This window comes from Nocardia sp. NBC_01377, from assembly GCF_045040005.1.
Lineage (GTDB): Bacteria > Actinomycetota > Actinomycetes > Mycobacteriales > Mycobacteriaceae > Nocardia > Nocardia noduli.
In genome coordinates, this window is sequence record NZ_CP109566.1 from 5225812 (window position 1) to 5240779 (window position 14968).

Annotated in this window: 15 protein-coding genes; 4 read left to right on the forward strand and 11 right to left on the reverse strand. The window is 68.9% G+C overall.

Annotated features, from left to right (window positions below; all coding sequences use genetic code 11):
- The first annotated feature begins 93 nt into the window (after positions 1–93).
- Positions 94–651 (forward strand): nucleotide exchange factor GrpE, encoded by a 558-nt coding sequence (gene grpE, locus OG225_RS23995; RefSeq protein ID WP_405177364.1) that lies wholly within the window; start codon positions 94–96, stop codon positions 649–651.
- Here the strand turns inward: grpE and OG225_RS24000 are convergent.
- The 10 genes from OG225_RS24000 to rimP form a co-directional block, all read right to left on the reverse strand.
- Positions 633–1346, reverse strand: coding sequence for a TIGR03943 family putative permease subunit (locus tag OG225_RS24000; RefSeq protein WP_405177365.1), 714 nt, complete (start codon positions 1344–1346; stop codon positions 633–635). The two genes, grpE and OG225_RS24000, sit on opposite strands and share 19 nt — an antisense overlap.
- Entirely contained in the window at positions 1343–2344 is a 1002-nt protein-coding gene (locus tag OG225_RS24005; protein ID WP_405177366.1) for a permease, read from the reverse strand. Before OG225_RS24005 ends, OG225_RS24000 begins: the two co-directional genes overlap by 4 nt.
- 131 nt (positions 2345–2475) lie before the next feature.
- Positions 2476–3852, reverse strand: coding sequence for an MATE family efflux transporter (locus tag OG225_RS24010; protein ID WP_405177367.1), 1377 nt, complete (start codon positions 3850–3852; stop codon positions 2476–2478).
- Entirely contained in the window at positions 3849–4850 is a 1002-nt protein-coding gene (locus tag OG225_RS24015) for a bifunctional oligoribonuclease/PAP phosphatase NrnA (RefSeq protein ID WP_405177368.1), read from the reverse strand. The genes OG225_RS24010 and OG225_RS24015 overlap by 4 nt, the downstream gene beginning before the upstream one ends.
- Positions 4851–4880: 30 nt before the next feature.
- The gene (gene rbfA / locus OG225_RS24020) at positions 4881–5324 is read right to left on the reverse strand and encodes a 30S ribosome-binding factor RbfA (protein WP_216916209.1); all 444 of its coding nucleotides are present in this window, start codon (positions 5322–5324) and stop codon (positions 4881–4883) included.
- Between the two features lie 33 nt (positions 5325–5357).
- Positions 5358–5648, reverse strand: coding sequence for a DUF503 domain-containing protein (locus tag OG225_RS24025; RefSeq protein WP_109527532.1), 291 nt, complete (start codon positions 5646–5648; stop codon positions 5358–5360).
- Between the two features lie 141 nt (positions 5649–5789).
- Positions 5790–8858 carry a translation initiation factor IF-2 gene (gene infB / locus OG225_RS24030; RefSeq protein ID WP_405177369.1) on the reverse strand — a complete coding sequence of 1023 codons (3069 nt, stop codon included), beginning with the start codon at positions 8856–8858 and terminating at the stop codon, positions 5790–5792.
- A 109-nt stretch (positions 8859–8967) separates the two neighbouring features.
- Positions 8968–9285 (reverse strand): YlxR family protein, encoded by a 318-nt coding sequence (locus tag OG225_RS24035; RefSeq protein WP_232840028.1) that lies wholly within the window; start codon positions 9283–9285, stop codon positions 8968–8970.
- 194 nt (positions 9286–9479) lie between these two features.
- Positions 9480–10508, reverse strand: a complete 1029-nt coding sequence (gene nusA / locus OG225_RS24040; RefSeq protein WP_405177370.1) for a transcription termination factor NusA — start codon at positions 10506–10508, stop codon at positions 9480–9482.
- On the reverse strand, positions 10505–11152 hold the full coding sequence (rimP, locus tag OG225_RS24045; protein WP_405177371.1) for a ribosome maturation factor RimP: 648 nt from the start codon (positions 11150–11152) through the stop codon (positions 10505–10507). Before rimP ends, nusA begins: the two co-directional genes overlap by 4 nt.
- 248 nt (positions 11153–11400) lie before the next feature.
- Here rimP and OG225_RS24050 point away from each other — a divergent pair, with 248 nt between their 5' ends.
- The 3 genes from OG225_RS24050 (at position 11401) to OG225_RS24060 (ending at position 13019) form a co-directional block, all read left to right on the forward strand.
- On the forward strand, positions 11401–12063 hold the full coding sequence (locus OG225_RS24050; RefSeq protein ID WP_405177372.1) for a hypothetical protein: 663 nt from the start codon (positions 11401–11403) through the stop codon (positions 12061–12063).
- Positions 12060–12494: a ferritin-like domain-containing protein gene (locus OG225_RS24055; RefSeq protein ID WP_405177373.1), complete on the forward strand. Its 435-nt coding sequence runs from the start codon at positions 12060–12062 to the stop codon at positions 12492–12494. The genes OG225_RS24050 and OG225_RS24055 overlap by 4 nt, the downstream gene beginning before the upstream one ends.
- A gap of 324 nt (positions 12495–12818) precedes the next feature.
- On the forward strand, positions 12819–13019 hold the full coding sequence (locus OG225_RS24060) for a hypothetical protein (RefSeq protein WP_405177374.1): 201 nt from the start codon (positions 12819–12821) through the stop codon (positions 13017–13019).
- Positions 13020–13088: 69 nt separating this feature from the next.
- Here OG225_RS24060 and OG225_RS24065 read toward each other — a convergent pair whose 3' ends face one another.
- A complete protein-coding gene (locus OG225_RS24065; RefSeq protein WP_405177375.1) occupies positions 13089–14840 on the reverse strand; it encodes an acyl-CoA dehydrogenase family protein in 1752 nt (583 codons plus the stop codon).
- Positions 14841–14968 lie beyond the last annotated feature (128 nt).

The window sequence follows — 14968 nt, forward strand, 5'->3', positions numbered from 1 at the left end:
GTAGCAGCCACTTCCGACACCGGCCCGGTCACCGACCGGCCGATCGCGCCGAGGCCGGGACCGACGGATCCGAGCACGCGTTATGGTGCGAACATGACCGAACCCGACGCGCTCGCCGCCGGACCCGTCCCCGTCGCGCCGCGCCGCGAAGGCGCCGCGCACGACGAAATCCTCGAACGCATCGACGATCTCACCCGTGTGGTCGCGCGCCAGGCCGCCACCATCGAACGTCTCGCCGACGACGCGAAGGCCAAAGCGCAGCGCGAGCGCCACGGCGCCGATCTGCCCCTGGTCACCGAACTGTTCGCGCTGCTCGGGGATGCCGTGGCCTGCGCGAGTACCGCCGAATCCGCCAGGGAGCGCGAGGCATTCGACGCGGTGGCCGGGCGGATCGAACGTCTGCTGGTCGGACGCGGCGGTATCGTCGTCGCTCCCGGTGCGGGTGAGGCGTTCGATTCGCTCTCCATGGAGGCGGCCGACGTCGTCCGCACCGATAGCCCCGACGAGGACCGCACCGTCGACTCCCTCGTCCAGCCGGGCCTCAGTATTCCCGGTCGTTCGATCCGCCCGGCACGGGTGGTCGTCCGGCAGCACCGGAAACCGGCGGAATCGTCGCCCTCGACCGACACCGCTCAGCGCCCGCGTTCGTAGGAATTCTCGGGACGTTCGATCCGCCGGTAATCGACGACGGTCATGGTCGGGGTCGGCTCCGGATCACCGTGGACGCTCTCGGTGGCGACCACGCCGCGCACCTCCAGCCAGCTGTCCTCGGCGAGCGGTTCGGTGATTCCCGCCAGGTGCACGCGGATGTAGCGGGCATCGGCGACGCAGCAGGTGATGACCACTCGCGCCAGGTCGATACCGTCACCGTGGTCGGCGGCGAGCACGAACCCGCTGACCGTCACCTCCCGATCGTCCAGGGAGCGTGCGGAATCGAAGAGCGCGCGGTCGACGAGACCGGTCAGCGGCAGGGCGGGCGCCTCGCCCGGTGGCAGCGGCGGGAAGGGCCAGGTCTCGGGTTCCTCCGCGATCCGCACCCGCACGGGAGCGGTCGTCCCCGCCGCGCCCGCGCCGAGGGCGGGCGGCACCACGAGCAGCAACACGGCCACGGGCGCGAGCAGCAGCCACAGGGCTCGACCGGTGCCGTGCGCGTGCTCCCCCGCAGGCCGACCCCTGATGTCGCAGACGATGGCGACGACGGCGAGTACGACGATGCCGAATCCGCTGACCAGTAGAAACGGGGCCAACCCCGGCTTCACGTAGCGCAGATAGGTGCCGTCGAACGTCACCCGCAGCACCACACCGCCGATCAGCAGCAACAGCAGATTCTGGGTCTCGCGTCTCATCGCACTCCCCCGAGAAAGACGTAACCGGCCACGGTGCCGCAGACCACCGCCGCGGCGAAGGTCGACGGCGCGAAACGGATCGCGAACCCGCGCCCGAAACTGCCCGCCTGCATGGCGAACAGTTTCACATCCACCGCGGGCCCGACCACGAGGAATACCACGCGCGGTAGCAGCGGTAACGAGGACATACTCGCCGCGACGAAGGCATCGGCCTCCGAGCACAGCGCGAGTACGACGGCCAGCACGGCGAGTACCAGGATCGCCAGCAGCACCTGCCCAGCAAGCCGTTCGTACCAGGACGGCGGGACGAGCACGTGCAGGGCTGCCGCTGCCGCTGCGCCGAGTACGAGGAACGCCCCGGCCTGGAGGAAATCGTGACGGGCCGCCTCGGTGAAGGTCTCCCAGCGGGTACGCCCGACCACGCGGGCACGATCACCCCCGCCCGGCAGCATCCAGCTCGGACTCCCGAAGCGCGACCACAGCAGACCCATCACCACCGCCGTCGCCAGCGATCCGGCCAGTCGCGCCGCGACCATCCCCGGCTCACCGGGAAAGGCGACGGCCGTCGACACCAACACGACCGGATTGGCCGCGGGGGCGGACAGCAGGAAGGCGAGCGCGACCGAACTCGGCGCGCCCTGTTCGATCAGCCTGCGCGCGACCGGCACCGCACCGCATTCGCATCCCGGCAGCGCCATCCCGGCCAGCCCCGCGACCCCGATCGCGGCGGGTTCGTTGCGCGGCAACACCTTCCGCAACACCGCAGGCGAGACCAAGGCCGCGATCGCCCCGCTGACCAGGACTCCGAATACGAGAAACGGCACCGCCTGCACGAAAACGCCCGCGAAGACGGTGACCGCGGTCTGTAGTCGATCCGTCGCTCCCACCAGCGAACTCAGCCACGACCGCGTCACCAGACCGACGACGACCAACGCGACAAGCACATGCGTCGACGACACCCTGCTACGCGGACCCCACCCCGAGCGCTGATCCAGCATCGCCCCATCGTGCCAGCAACGAATGTCATTATCGACAAGGGGGGCCGTTGCTCGGTCCACGCGGACATTCCACTACCCGAACGCACGATGTCCGCCCGATCGTCGCGGGAATGTCCGTTCCGGCCGGACGGCTAGGCGATACCGGCGGGCACCTCCGAACCCACACGCGCCCACCGCCCCGACAGCGCCCGCCACACCACCGCCGACATGCGGAGAACCATGAAAACGGCCAGCCCGGACCAGATTCCGGCGATACCCCAGTCGAAGACGAGGGACAGCCAGATGGCGGGCAGGAAGCCGACCAGTGCGCAGCCGAGGGTCGCGGTGCGTAGGAACGCGGCGTCGCCCGCCCCCAGCAGCACCCCGTCGAGTGCGAAGACGATTCCGGCGACGGGAATGATGCCGACGAAGAACCACCACGCGACATGGGTGCGGTCCAAGACGGCGGGATCGTCGGTGAACAGTGTCGGGATCACGCTGACACCCGCCGCGAAACAGGCCGCGAGCCCCAGCGAGAACAGCTCCGACCACAGGGTTATCCGGCGGGCGAGACCGCGCGCGCCCTTCGCGTTCCCCGCGCCGAGGGCGGCCCCGACCAGGGTCTGCGCGGCGATCGCCAACGAATCCAGCGTCATCGCGAGGAAATTCCACAGTTGCAGAACCAGTTGATGGGCCGCGACCGATGCCGCGCCGAATCGGGCCGCCACCGCGGCCGCGGAGACGAAACATGCCTGGAAGGCCAGACTCCGGACGATCAGATCCCGGCCGAGCACCAACTGGGCGCGGATCACCGACCAGTGCGGCGTCAGCGGAACCTCTTGGCGCACCAGGGCATAGAGGAACATCGCGGCGGTCACCGACTGGCCGACCACATTGGCGACCGCCGAACCGGGAAGTCCCATATGCGGCGCGCCCAGTAGGCCGTGCACGAGCAACGGGCACAGCACCGCCGACACCGCGAGTCCGGCGACGACGTAGACCAGCGGCCGTCGGGTCTGCTGCACCCCGCGCATCCAGCCGTTGCCCGCCATGGAGATCAGGATCAGCGGAACACCGAACAGCGCGATCCGCGCCCACCCGAGCGCCTCCCCCGCGATCTCACCGCCGCCCGCGATGGCATTCGTCAACGGCACCGCCGCGACCTGCACGACCGTCACGATCGCCGCGCCGACCGCCAGCGCGATCCACGTCGCCTGCACGCCTTCGGCCACCGCGCCGCGCCGGTCACCGGCTCCGTGCCGACGCGAGGACCGGGCCGTGGTGCCGTAGGACAGGAACGTCAGCTGTGAGCTGACCTGCGCCAGGATCAACCCGCCCACCGCCAGCCCGGCCAACGCGAGCGCGCCGAGCCGTCCGACGACCGCCATATCGAACAGCAGGTAGATCGGTTCGGCGACCAGAACGCCCAGCGTCGGCAGCGCCAGTCCGAGAACTCGACGCGGGCCCGCGGACACGGCGTCCTCCGACACGACGCCTTCCGCACCGGCCTCATGCGGCACCGCGGTCATCCCAGCGCGGTCAGCAGCGCGGCGACGACATCCTCGGCGCGGCCGTGGGTGGTGTACCCCGCGGCGAATCGGTGCCCGCCGCCGCCGAGCGAGGTCGCGACCGCGGACACATCGACACCATCCGCCGCGCCTGGAACGCTGTCGCGGGAACGCAGCGACACCGTCCAGCGGTCGTCGACCACGCGGGATTGTTTGAATACGGCCGCCACCCCCGCCTCCGAGGTGGTGCGCACGATATCGATGACGCTTTCGATCTCCTCCGAGCGCAGTCCCTCCACGTCCTCGCGGCGGACCAGGGCGTAGACCACACCGATGCCGCCGTGCGCCCTCGGTTCGAGGCGCGCCGTGCCGAGCACCCGCGAAAGCATGGGGAGCCAACCGAACGGATGGGTGTCCATGAGTGTGCGGGTGATCTCGGCGCCGTCGATTCCGGTGCTCAGCAGGCGCTCCGCCAACTGGTGCGTACCTGGCCTGACCCAGCGGAACGAGCCGGTGTCGGTCACGAGTCCGGCGTAGAGACAGTGCGCGATATCGCGATCGACGGGTTCGCCCCACACCTCGAACAGCCGGGCCAGCACACTCGTCGTCGATTCCGCGTCCGGGTCGACCAGGTTGATCGAGCCGAATCCGGTGTTGGAACGATGATGGTCGACCACGATGGTGGTCGCCGCGCCGTCCAGCCGATCGGCGAGAGTTCCGAGCCTGCCCGCGCTACCGCAATCCACGGCGACGAGGACATCCACCTCGCGCGGCACATCGGCGGGCGCGACGAGATGTCGCACGCCGGGCAGCGACCGCATCGATACCGGTAATTCGGCGGGTTCGGCGAAGGACACCCGGACGGGCACCCCGCGCCGATGCAGAACCAGCGCCAACGCCAGCCCGCTGCCGACGGTATCGGCATCGGGCTGCACGTGGCATACGACGGTCACCGATCGAGCGGTCGTGAGCGCCGTGACGGCGGCATCGAAATCGACCTGATCACCATTGGTTGTCATTCGTGCCGCAGTCTCTTGGTCTCGTACTGTTCAGGACTCGTCGTCGCGTTCGACCTTGTACGGATCGGCCTCGCCGGCGTGGGTCGCGTTGGCCGCGGCCTTCGCCACCTCGTCGTCGGAAGCTCTGGCACGCGCCAGCAGCTCCTCCATCTCACGAGCGACGTCGGGCACCTTGTCCAGGATGAACGCCAGCGTCGGGGTGAACTTCACCCCGGTGCCCGCGCCGACCTTGGAGCGCAGAACGCCCTTGGCCTTCTCCAGACCGGCGGCCGCGGCCGCGTAATCGGGTTCGACGTCGAGGGTTTCCCCCATCACCGTGTAGTACACCGTCGCCTCGCGTAGGTCACCGCTGACCTTGGCGTCGGTGACCGTCACGAAACGCAGCCGCGGATCCTTGATCTCGTATTCGATCGCGGTCGCCACGATCGAGGAAATCCGCTTGGCGAGTCGGCGTGCCCTGGCTTGATCCACCATGGCCGTTTCCTCCTCACTCTCACTATGAAAAGTTCAGTCCTCGGGTCCGAAGATCCGACGGCGCACTGCCAGCAACTGTAACTCCGGACGCGCCGCGACGTGGCGTTCGCATTTGTCGAGCACCTCGGTCAGATGGCCCGTTTCCGGACTGACCATGGCGACTCCGAGCAACGCGCGGCGATGTAGATCGTGTTCCCCGCCTTCGGCCGCGCTCACACCGAAGCGCTGTAATTCGGCCAGGACCGGCCGGATCACCGAACGCTTCTCCTTGAGCGAATGGACGTCGCCGAGCAGAATGTCGAACTCCAGTGCACCCAGGTACACGCTCACCTCTTCATGTCGAATCGTGGAGGGGAGCTCGCACCGGCGGGCACTGCCGAACTCGGCACGCCCCCCGGTATGCCGAACGTCATCACATCGCCGCACCCGCTCCGTACGAAGCGGGTGCGGCGATGCTCGTGGTGATCAGTCGCGCGGCTTCTCGCGCAACTCGTACGCCTCGATGATGTCGCCTTCCTTGATGTCGTTGTAGGTCAACGTCATACCGCATTCGAAGCCCTCGCGGACCTCGGGTGCGTCGTCCTTCTCCCGCTTGAGCGACGAGATCGTCACCGTCTCGGCGACCACCACGTTGTCACGCAGCAGACGGGCCTTGGCGTTGCGCTTGACGCTGCCCGAGGTGACCATGCAACCGGCGATATTGCCGATCTTCGATGAACGGAAGATGGCCCGGATCTCGGCGCGACCCAGCTCGACCTCTTCGTAGATCGGCTTGAGCATGCCCTTGAGGGCCTTCTCGATCTCATCGATGGCCTGGTAGATCACCGAGTAGTACCGGATGTCCACGCCTTCGCGGTTGGCCAGCTCGGTCGCCTTGCCCTCGGCCCTGACGTTGAACCCGATGATGATCGCGTTCGACGCCGACGCCAGGTTGACGTTGGTCTCGGTGACGCCACCGACACCGCGGTCGATGACCCGCAGCCGTACCTCGTCGTCGATCTGGATACCCATGAGGGCCTCTTCGAGGGCCTCGACGGTGCCGGAGTTGTCGCCCTTGAGGATCAGGTTGAGCTCCGAAGTCTCCTTCAGGGCGGCATCCAGATCTTCCAGGCTGATCCGCTTGCGGCTACGCGCGGCCAGGGCATTGCGCTTACGCGCGTTGCGCCGGTCGGCGATCTGGCGAGCGATCCGGTCCTCGTCGACCACGAGCAGGTTGTCACCCGCGCCGGGCACCGACGTGAAGCCGATGACCTGGACCGGCCGCGACGGCAGCGCCGCCACGACGTCGTCGCCGTGCTCGTCGACCATGCGGCGCACGCGGCCGTAGGCGTCGCCCGCCACGATCGAGTCGCCGACGCGCAGCGTGCCGCGCTGGACGAGCACGGTCGCCACCGGACCACGGCCGCGGTCGAGGTGCGCCTCGATGGCGACACCCTGGGCGTCCATATCCGGGTTGGCCCGCAGGTCGAGTGCGGCGTCCGCGGTCAGCAGCACCGCTTCGAGCAGCTGCTCGATATTGGTGCCCTGCTTGGCGGAGATGTCGACGAACATGGTGTCGCCACCGTATTCCTCGGCCACCAGGTTGTATTCGGTCAGCTGCTGCCGGATCTTGTCCGGGTTCGCGCCTTCCTTGTCGATCTTGTTGACCGCCACCACGATCGGCACGTCGGCCGCCTGCGCGTGGTTGATGGCCTCCACCGTCTGCGGCATGACGCCGTCGTCGGCCGCGACCACGAGGATCGCGATATCGGTGGCCTTCGCGCCACGGGCACGCATGGCGGTGAACGCCTCGTGACCCGGGGTGTCGATGAAGGTGATGAGTCGGTCGTTCTCGCCCAGATGGGTCAGCACCTGGTAGGCGCCGATGTGCTGGGTGATGCCACCGGCCTCGCCCTCACGGACGTTGGCCTTACGGATCGTGTCGAGCAGTCGGGTCTTACCGTGGTCGACGTGACCCATGACGGTCACGACCGGCGGACGCTGTTCGAGGTCGTCCTCGCCGCCCGCGTCCTCGCCGTAGGTCAGGTCGAACGATTCGAGCAGCTCGCGGTCCTCGTCCTCGGGGCTGACGACGTGGACGACGTAGTTCATCTCGCCGCCGAGCAACTCGAGGGTCTCGTCGTTCACCGACTGGGTCGCGGTGACCATCTCGCCGAGGTTGAACAGGGCCTGTACCAATGCGGCCGGGTTCGCGTCGATCTTCTCCGCGAAATCCGACAGCGAGGCGCCGCGGGCGAGACGGATGATCTCGCCGTTGCCGCGGGGCAGACGCACGCCACCGATCGAGGGCGCTTGCATGCTCTCGTACTCGGCGCGCTTCGCCCGCTTCGACTTGCGTCCGCGACGCGGTGCGCCACCGGGACGACCGAACGCGCCTGCTGCGCCACCGCGGCCACCGGGACCACCCGGACGACCACCGCCGCCACCGCCGCCGGGACGACCACGGAAACCACCCGCCGCGGGAGCGCCTGCGCCCGCACCGGGAGCACCGGTACCGCCACCGGCACCGCCGCCGCGATAGCCACCGCCACCGCCGCCACCGGGACGACCGGCGCCACCGGCACCGCCGCCGGGACGACCGCCACCGGGACGACCCGCACCGGCGCCGCCGGGAGCGGGACGTGCCGAACGTTGCGGCATGGCACCGGGATTCGGACGCGGAGGCATCGAGCCGGGGCTCGGACGCGGACCGCCGGGACGCGAACCGCCACCCTGGGCAGCGGCCGGACGAGGTCCACCCTGACCGGGCGCGGGACGCTGACCGCCCTGCGCGGGGCCGGGACGGGGACCGCCCTGCGCGGGGCCGGGACGGGGACCGCCCTGACCGGGAGCCGGACGAGCTCCACCCTGACCGGGGGCCGGACGTGGGGCACGCTCACGCTCGGGAGTGGGCGCCGACGAATAGGGATTGTTGCCGACCCGCGGGGTCTTGGGGCCGGGCTTGGGACCACCGGGACGGGGACCGCCCTGGCCACCCTGTGCCGGAGCGCCGGGGCGCTGCTGCTGAGCGGGACGCGGCTCCGCCGGAGCGGGACGCGGACCCGACTGAGCGGGTGCGGGCGCAGCCTTGGCTGCGGGCGCCTGCTGGGCGGGAGTGGGAGCGACGGGAGGCGGGGTCGCGGGACCCGGCCTGACCGCGGGTCCTGGACGCGCGCCTTCGCCGGGACGGTTCGCCGCCGGAGCGGGAGCCGAGGCGGCAGGGGCCGAGGCGACCTGCGGAGTTGCCGGGGCGGCCGCCGCGGGGGCGGGCTGCGACGGTGCGGGGGGACGCGGGCCGGGACGCGGGCCGGGACCGGTCGGCTTCTGGCCCGGACGGGCCGACGAAGCGGGTCCGGGACGAGCCCCGGACTTGGCATCGGACGCCGTGGCGGATTTCGCCGACAGCGACTCACGGAGGCGACGGGCGACGGGCGCTTCCACCGTCGAGGACGCCGACTTCACGAACTCGCCCTGCTCCTTGAGCTTCGCGAGTAGTTCCTTACTTGTGACACCGAGTTCTTTGGCCAACTCGTGCACGCGGGCCTTGCCTGCCACTGCTCTCCTCACTGAGAGGTCGAGCAGCTCCGCCGTTTCAGGGGACGGCGGCCCGCACGACCTCGGGTTATCTCCGATGGACGTTCATCGTTGGTACTTCACGGTGTGCTCATGAGTGCTCGTGCCTGTTCTCGAGGTAATGCTCCAGGGCTGAGATATCCAGATTTCCGGACACTCGTAGTGCTCTGCCGAATGCTCGGCGTCGCTCTGCTGCGCGCAGACAAGACGAAAGGGGGTGCAACCAGGCACCCCTCCCGGGCAGTCTGCGCCGCGAATCGGGAACGATCGCGACGATACGGGAACCGTCACCGGCATCCCGATCCTGCGCCACGATCCGCAACAGATCGACGGCCAACTCGCGCTCCCGGCATCCGATACACGTACGCACCGGAGCCGATCGACGCTGGGGCGCCGGGTCGATCTCGATGGTGCGGTCCGGTACGGAAACCGAAGGCTCGCGCTGAACCTGAGACCACTGTACCGCTGTCCCGCTCGGAACACCGAACCCCGCCCCCGCGGAAGTTACCAACATGTCATCCCGGGTGTTCGATTCCCGATCCACCCGATCCGGCGCGGGACTCGCCGGATCGACCGCCGCGCGCCGTGGCGCGCCACCCTCGGTCAACTTCGGTGCGCCTCCGTCCGCACGTTGCCGCCCATGTCAGGGGCGGCGTCGCTGCGGATATCGATCCGCCAGCCGGTGAGCCGGGCGGCCAGGCGGGCGTTCTGCCCCTCCTTGCCGATGGCGAGCGAGAGCTGGAAGTCGGGGACGACCACCCGTGCCGCGCGGGCGTCCGGGTCGACGATAGTGACGGACACCACTTTCGACGGCGACAAGGCGTTGCCGACGAAGGCCGCTGGATCCTCGGCGTAATCGATGATGTCGATCTTCTCGCCCGCCAGTTCGCTCATCACATTGCGCACGCGCTGCCCCATCGGGCCGATGCAGGCACCCTTGGCGTTGACGCCCGACACCGTCGAGCGCACCGCGATCTTGGAGCGATGTCCGGCCTCACGGGCCACCGCGACGATCTCCACCGAGCCGTCGGCGATCTCGGGCACCTCGAGGGCGAACAATCGGCGAACCAGATTCGGATGTGTGCGCGACAGCGTGATCTGCGGCCCGCGCGGTCCACGGGTGACGCCGACGACGTAGCACTTGATCCGGTCGCCGTGCTCGTAGGTCTCCCCCGGCACCTGCTCGGCGGGCGGGATCAACCCTTCCGTGCCGTGCAACTCGCTGCCGATGCGCACCACCACCGTGCCGCGGGCGTTGGCGCGGGCGTCGCGCTGGATGACACCGCCGACGATATCGCCCTCGTGGGTCGAGAACTCGCCGAAGGATTTCTCGTTCTCCGCGTCCCGCAACCGCTGGAGCACCACCTGGCGTGCCGTGGTCGCCGCGATGCGGCCGAATCCCTCTGGGGTGTCGTCCCATTCGGAGACGACGTTGCCGTCGGCGTCCACCTCGCGCGCCATCACCCTGACGACGCCGGTCTTCTGGTTGATGTCGATGTAGGCGTTGGGCTGGTGGCCCTCGGTGTGGCGATACGCGGTGAGCAGTGCCGACTCGATCGCGGAGATCACCGTCTCGATCGAGATCCCCTTGTCGGCGACAATCGCGCGCAGGGCTTCGATTTCGATGTTCATTCCACGATCCCTTCGGTCGGCGAATCAGACGCTGTTACAGGTACTGCATCGGTACTTCCCGAGATGTCTTCGGCATCCTGGCCCGGCGTCGGTCTGCCGGGCGCTACGCCGCCCGCGAGTTCGAGTTCCCTCGCGCCGGGCGGATTGAATTCCACTTGAACGACCGCTTCGGCGATATCGGCCAGTGGCACCGTCACCCGGTGCGGTTTATGTCTACCGCCCAACACGAGCGCCACCGAATCGCCGTCCAGCGCGCCGACCCTCGCGTCGAACCGGGCGTGTCCCCCCGGATCCGGAGGTTCCGCGCCGGGACGCAAGGTTATCCGTACTTTGCGGCCGCGCGCACGTCGCCAGTGCCGGTCCGCCGTGAGCGGACGGTCGATCCCCGGTGAGGTGACCTCGAGCAGATAGGGCATCTCGCCGAAATCGCCCGCCTCGTCGAGCAGCTCCGACAGATCGCGGCTCAGGGTGGCGATGGTGTCCAGATCCGAGGCCGCGTCGCTGTCCACGACGACCGTCACCCGAGCCTGCGCGTCCGCGTGCTTGCCCACCGTCGAGAGATCGACGCCCTCGAGATCGAATCCTCGGCGCTCGACGAGTCCAGCTATCAGCTGGCTCACCCTTTCGTCGGTCGGCATCGGCATGGTGGGGCGGCTCCTGGTTCAGTTGTGACGCGAGCTTCGGATTTCTTCGAGCGCTGTGTACCGGTAACGAAGTGCGGACGGTCCCCGACAGCAAATCTCGTCTACCGAAGGTCTAGCGTAACGCGCCCCGAGAGTGTAAAGGACCAGCGGCCTGTGGCAAGTTTGCCGGGTATGCCGCTTCGGAGCCGGGCCGAAACTCCGGCCGCGCCCCGGTCGGAGTCACCCCGCGAATCTGGCACGATGGTGCCGTGCCCATCCGCCACCCCGCCTCGACGCGCGACGAGCGCGTACCCGGCTCGCCCGCCGATCGGCCCGACGCCCGCGCGGGCCGGAACATGTTCGGTGCGAACATGTTCGGCGGCCCGAGCGCGGGCAGCGGCGCGACGGTCGATCGTCGCACCGCGTTGCGGCTCGCGGGCGGCGCGACGGCGGGAGTCCTGACACTCGGCGCGGCGACGGGATGTTCGGACGAACCGGTCTATCTCCCCGATCCGCTTGCCGCGCAGGAAGCCGCGGCCAGGGCCGACGCCGCCGCCGCGAGCGCCGCCATCGCGCTCGCGCCGCAACGGCAGGCGGCGCTGAACACGATCTCTGCGCAGCGCACCGAACACGCGGATGCCCTGCGCACCGAGATCGACCGGGTCATCGGCGTCTACGGCGACGGAACCACCCCCGTGCACCGCACCCGCGAACCGAATTCGCCCGCCGCGGGGGCGAGTCCGGCTCCCGCCGTCCCCGGCAGCGCCGTACCGCCCACCGTTCCACCCACCGTCGAGCAGTTGCGTGAACAACTGACCCGATCGCAGCGATCGAGCGCGGACCTGGCTCGCACCCAATCGGGATACCGCGCGGGCCTGCTCGCCTCCATCAGCGCGGCCTGCGCGGCCCAGACGGGAGTCCTGCTGGCATGACCGACGCCGAACGCCGTGCCGTCCTCGACGCTCTCGCCGCCGAGTACGCGGCGGTGTACGCCTACGGGGTGATCGCCGCGTACGCCTCGCCCGAGCGGACCCGCCTGGTAGCCGATAACACCGCCGCGCATCGCGCCCGCCGCGACGCGACCGTGCAGGCGCTGGAAGCGGCGGGTGTCACCGCGCCCGCCGCCGACGCCGCGTACACCACGCCGTTCCCGGTGGACGACCCGATACCCGCCGCCCGGCTCGCCGTCACCGTGGAGAACGACACCGCTGTCGCCTGGCGCGCGGTCGTCGAGCACGCCGCGACCGAATCGGTCCGGCGCACCGGGATCGATGCTCTCACCGAGAGCGCGCTGAGACTGGCGACCTGGCAGGCGATCCTCGGTACCAACCCTCCGACCGACGCCTTCCCCGGTCGCGCCTGACCGATGAGATACCAGGCGCCGGTCCGACCGGCGCCGATCCTGCGACCGTCGCCTTTCTCGGACCGCATCCGACCACGCGGACCCCGAGACGCCGCTCGGTGGCAGACGCCGAGCCTCGAATTCGAGCGTTCCGCACGACGGTTCCGACCCCCACGGTCGGCCCCGGTCCTCCCGGACTACTCTTTCCGACACCCCGGCGCGCAAGTCTCCAGCGCGGACTGCCGATGCGCCGGATCACGCGGCCATCCCGAGCGCGGGCCGCACCGAATAGTTCTTCGTTATCGTGCCGCAACCACCCAAAGGGATTGCCGGAGGACAGGGTTCATGACCCGTTCCGCACGACTCGTCTGCGTTCTTCTCGTCATCGTCGCGGCCGCCGTCGCCGCCGTCCTGACGGCCGGATCGACCGCGGCCGACAGAGGCGACGCCGAGCGGGAGTCCGGTGACGCCGAGGCGAATCCGAGCGCGTCCACCTGTGAGACGCCCGATTCCACCGATCTGGTGGTGGATCTGTACCTGGTCTGACGCGAGGGCGACGGATGCGCCGTGGCGGTAGGGCCGGGTTCGCTCACCGGCCGTGCCGCCGCGGATTCGTCAGGGCCGCATCTCGTACGCGCCGTCGTTGGCGACCACCCGGTCCCACACCCGGTCGAAACGTTCCCGGTTCGCGACCGGGGTGCGCAGGGCGCCGACGGCCCATTCCCGCTGCGCCGCGCCCGCCGACGGCTTCCCGTAGAGCGTGGTGGCGCATCCGTTGAAGTCGCGGACCTGGAAGTCGAAGATCTGGTCGAGCACATCGCGATCCAGTCCGATGATCGCGGCCTGCTCGAGAATCAGCTGACCGTAGACGACCAGTGAGAACAGGTGGCCGATGGTCAGCATGAAATCGAGATCCTCGCGCTGCAACTCGTCCGGCGCGGCCGTGAGCAGCAGGGTGCGCAGCGCCTGCGCCTGCTCGTAGAACCGGGCGACGTTCGGCACGTCGGCGTGCTTCTCGTACACCGGGGTCCAGTCGGCGAACCGGACCTTGCCCGCACCTCGGGCCGGACCCTGCCGCCAGAAGAATTCCTCGTCGCCCGCTTCCCGCCTGGTGCCGATCTCGGGATAGTCCGCCGGATCGAACAGGTAGTTGGGCATGAACTTGAGGATCTGACCGACGTTCACGTGCACGGTGCCCTCCAGTCGGGGCAGCGTGTTGATCAGCCGGGCGACCTCGGCGAAGTAGGTGTTCTTCTCGAAGCCCTTGGCGGCGAGCACATCCAGCAGCAGGGTCATCACGACCTCGCCCTCGGAGGTCACCTTGGATTTGGTCATCGGGTTGAACAGCAGGTAGCGCCGGTCTTCGAGACTCGCACCGCGGAAGTAGTCGACGGCCCGATCGCTGAACAGTTTCATCGCGACGATCCGGCTGTAGGCGTCGACGAAATTACCGCGCACGTGCGGGAACCGGGTGACCGGATTGCCGTACAGGATGCGGTTGTTGGCGTGGGTGATGGCCTCGTAGAACGAGTGCTCGACCATGCCGATGCCACCGTGGCAGAGGTTGAACTTGCCGACGTTGACCGTGTTCAGGGCCGCGGAGAACGCCTCGGGGCCGGTGTGCAGCACATCCTCGGCGCGCACCGGGTAGTCGGTGAGGCGGAAATTGCTGACATACATCTGGCCGTGCACGACATTGCCGATGAGTTCGTAGTCCTCGTGCCTGCTGTCGGCGGCGAACCAGACGTACCCGTCCGCGCCGTCGATATCGGCCCGGCGCGAGAACACCGAGACCATGCTCGCCACATTGCCGTTGCCGATGTAGTACTTCTCACCGTTGGCGCGGAACAGGATTCCCGCCTCGGCGTCGTCGCTACCCGGTTCGGTCGGGGTGAGCACCAGGTCGGTGTTGTAGATATCGGCGCCGTGGGTCTGCTCGGACAGGCCGAAGGCCATCACCTGCCCCTCGGCCAGATCCGCCGCCGCCCGTTTCTTGGCGGTTTCGTTGTCGCTCTGCCAGATCGGGCCGAGTCCGAGGATGGTCACTTGCTCCGCGTACCAATACGCGAGCCCGTAGAAGCCGAAGATCTCCGACAGCGCGGCGTTGCGCGCGGCGTCCCAGCGCCGATTCGGATCGCCGTCGGCGTAAGCGGCCGGTGTCAGGAAGGTCGCGAACAACTTCTCCTTCCTGACGAAATCCAGGAATTCCGACACCCACAGCGCGTCCTGGTCATCGGCCAGCAACCGCGCCTTGCCCTTCGACTCGAACCACTCGATGGTGGCCTTCAGCAGTCGCGTGGTCTCGGCGTCGAACTGCTGGGGGTCGTAGGTGGACGGGTTGAACAGCAGGTCGTCGGTACTCGTCATACCGGTCAACTTACCAGCGGGTAACAGGTGCCCGCCCACGGTCTGCCGGATGCGTGACCTGCGCTTTCACCTTACGCAGCCGTAGGTAGAAGCCGATCGCCGCACCTTCTCACCACCGTGGACGCCCG